Source organism: uncultured Campylobacter sp., assembly GCF_938030685.1.
Lineage (GTDB): Bacteria > Campylobacterota > Campylobacteria > Campylobacterales > Campylobacteraceae > Campylobacter_B.
The window spans coordinates 1-3221 of the sequence record NZ_CALHHX010000223.1 but is presented as its reverse complement, the minus strand read 5'-3'; the positions used below and the strand labels follow the sequence as shown (position 1 = coordinate 3221).

Below are 3221 nucleotides of genomic sequence, written 5' to 3'. Positions count from 1 at the left end.
AACATCAAAAATCACCGATTTTGCATGAGCAGAATTTTGCGATTTAAAATTCCGCGAGGCAAAGTTTTGAGATTTAGAATTTCGAAAAGCTAAATTACGCGGCTTGGGATTTCGCGCAGTAAAGCCTTGCAAATTTAAATGGGCAAAATTCCATAATTTGAAATTCTGTGAAATAAAATTTAGGTCCGTGATTTTGCGATACTGCAGGACGTCAGATCTCTCCCTGTAGCGACACGGCTCTTGCATTTTTTTGTGGTGCGGCGAGGCAACTACTCCCATAGCACAGGACGCGCAATACGGCTCGCTAAATTTTGCTTTAATGCGTTTAATATGACGCAGGATGTGAGATTTTGTGCCAAGATGCCCTAATCTGCAAAATTTCATCTCGCTGTAATGCGAGCCGTGAAATTCCGTCTCGCTGCTGCACGGCTCGTATAATTTCTCGCCGCAGCGATGTGATCTGCGAAATTCGCGCGATCCATAAAACTTCGCCTCGTGGGCTTTTTCGGTATGGCGGCACGACGGATGAAATTTTAATAGGTCAAATTCCGCGTCGTGAAATCCTACCGAGCTAAGCTTTGCACTATGAAATCTTACGCCGCAAAAATTTAAATTTCGCTCGTCGCAAAAGATAAAATTTCGCGCAACAAAAATCACGAAATTTTGCCTGCGATCAAAGCAAAAAGCGCGCTTTTGCAAAGACGCAGCATTCTTGCAAAACGCGTAAATTTCGTCGCGACGATAGAATTTTTTCATAAAACTAGCTCCTAAATAAAACGGCGATTTTACAGAAATCTCTCTAAATTTACGCTTTTAAAGCCGCTACAAACGCCCTAATCTCCGCTTCTTGCAGCCTCTCAATCTCCTTGCCGATCGCAGCGCCGCGCAGATTGCGAGCGACATCCGCGGCGCAAACCAAGCTTTTAAATTTCTTATCCCAAATCCCAAGCCGCTTTGATGCTTGCACCCTACCTTTACAATATAGCCCGAGCCACTGCTTAAGCGGCATTTTTAGAGCGATTTTACATAGTTGCTCGTCGCTTACCCGCTTAAAAAACGGCTCGCTAAGTAGCCTTTTATAAAGAGAATTTAGCCCTAAATTCTTTAAAATTTTATCTTTATCTAATCCTAAAAAATTCAAAAACGCATATAAAAAAAACATTTCATTTCTCACGAAAGATTCGCCGTGCTCTATGAATTTTATCAGCCGCTCGTGCGTGCGCGAATCAATCCGCAATCCAAAAACCCGCTCATAAAGCCCCAACTCTTGCATTAGCGTCATCCCATATCGGTGCGCAGGTGCACGAAAAAATTTAATCAGCTCTGCTTTAACGCGCTCGCAACTAAGATCGCTAACGTCGATACTACGCATGAGCTCCAAGGTGCGAGGCTCGGCGCGAAGCTCAAATCTTGCGGCAAACTGCACTGCGCGATATACGCGCAAGCTATCCTCCACGAAAGTGCGCGGATCGACCGCTCGTAAAATCTGCGCGCGCAGATCCGCAATCCCGCCGTAAAAATCGAGCACTTTGCCGCTTATAGCGTCTATCATCATCGCATTGATCGTAAAATCGCGTCGCCTGCTAGCCTCATATTCGTCCGTAGCCAAAGCGACGCTAAAGCCCTTGTGTCCGATGCCCGTCTTGCTCTCGGTGCGCGGAAGCGAAACATCGAAATTTTTATATTTATAGACGAAATAGCTTTTGCCGACGCCCTGTGCGCCGAAGCCATGCATAATTTGCTCGAAACGGCGCGGTTCCACATCGTAAAGCTCCACATCCACATCAGCGCTAGCCCGCCCCAAAAAATAATCGCGTACGCAGCCGCCCACCAGATAGATGCGCGAGCTAAATTTTTTAAGATAATCTAAAAGCGCGATAAAATCGTTATTTTGGTAGATTTTCAAGTCGGTTTTCGATACTTGCAAGCAAAAATTCCATAAATTTTAAATTTAACTCCACGCGCGCGTTCAAATCGCCCTTCTCAAAAGCGTTTAGCCCCTCAAAAAGCACTAAAATTCGCTCTTTTATCGCGCTCAAAAACTCCGCCTCGCTTGAAATTTTAAAATCTGCATTTGCGAGATATTTTGATTTGTCACCCGCTTGTCTCGCAGCCCCGAAATGTCGTGCTTCCTCGAGCTGGCGCACGGCGGAATTTTTAGCACCAGAAGAAGCAAGACTTCCCGCTTGCATATCCTGCGCGGCAGAATTACAAAGCTGCGGCGTGGCGAGCTCATCGTCTCGCGCCTCAGGCATAGTAAAATTCTGTGGCTGCGAAACGAAATTTTGCTGCTGCGTGGCAGCATTGCGGATATTTAGTGCGACGGAATTTTGAGCTTGAAGCGACGAAAAATCTTGCTTTTTAGAATGCACCGTACCGAAATAATCGTTAGCTTCGCTTTCTTTGAAATCAGAGCCAGGCCCAAAATCGTCATTGCTTAGCTCCTTAAAATGCGCGCCTAAAATACGAGGCGTCAAATCTTGCTTACTCTGGGAGTTGTCATCCGTAGAATTTAGCGCTAATTCAAAATCTTTACTTTTGGCAGAGCTTTGCGCCATACTTGCGTCCCTGCTTTGCGGCGAAACAAACCCATTCATATCGCTGCCTAGACTATCGTAAATTTCACCTGCGATGCCCGATAAATCACGAAAGCTTTCGTCAAATTTCGCGGCGGAGCTTTTTAAAATTCCATCGTTTGCAAAGGTTGAATTTGCGGAATCTTTGCCGCTTGCAGAAGCAGAATTTTTAAAATTTTCTCCATTTAAAGAGACGGAGGCCACGGAATTTTGACCGCCTGCAAGATCAGAGTTTTTAAAATTCTCCTCGCCTGAAAAAGTAAAATTTTCATCTTTTGCAGCAGATTTTTTTAAAGTAGCGTCCGCCGTAAATTCCGTGCCGCTAGGTGCAGAGTTCTTGCGTGCCAGAGCATTTGAACGATCTAGGGCAGAATTTAAATCGTCCGATGGAACAAAGCGCGAAGTGGAATTTTTAGTATCTAAGGAAGTGAAATTTTGCGCGTTTGATGAAGCGATATCCGGCGCAGATGTAGAATTTAAGGCATCAGGTGCAATTGTATCTGGCGCAAAAGAAGCGGGGCTTAAAGCATCCTGCGAAGCCTGCGCTTCTGCTTCAGCGCCGTTTGCATTCACAGCCCCCTCTTGCTGCGCCGTCAAATCTTGCGCGCGCTTTTGCGCTTTCATCTCATTTACTGCTTCGATGAT

At 45.5% G+C, this 3221-nt stretch carries 3 protein-coding genes; all 3 read right to left on the bottom strand.

Annotated elements, in window-relative coordinates:
- Nucleotides 1-756 (bottom strand): hypothetical protein (locus Q0369_RS10855; protein ID WP_298099834.1); only part of this gene is annotated, 756 nt, incomplete at its 3' end.
- Nucleotides 757-805: 49 nt separating this feature from the next.
- Nucleotides 806-1927, bottom strand: coding sequence for a CCA tRNA nucleotidyltransferase (locus Q0369_RS10850; protein WP_298099831.1), 1122 nt, complete (start codon nt 1925-1927; stop codon nt 806-808).
- The coding region (locus Q0369_RS10845) for a hypothetical protein (RefSeq protein WP_298099828.1) at nt 1887-3221 on the bottom strand (1335 nt) is incomplete at its 5' end. The genes Q0369_RS10850 and Q0369_RS10845, both read right to left, overlap by 41 nt.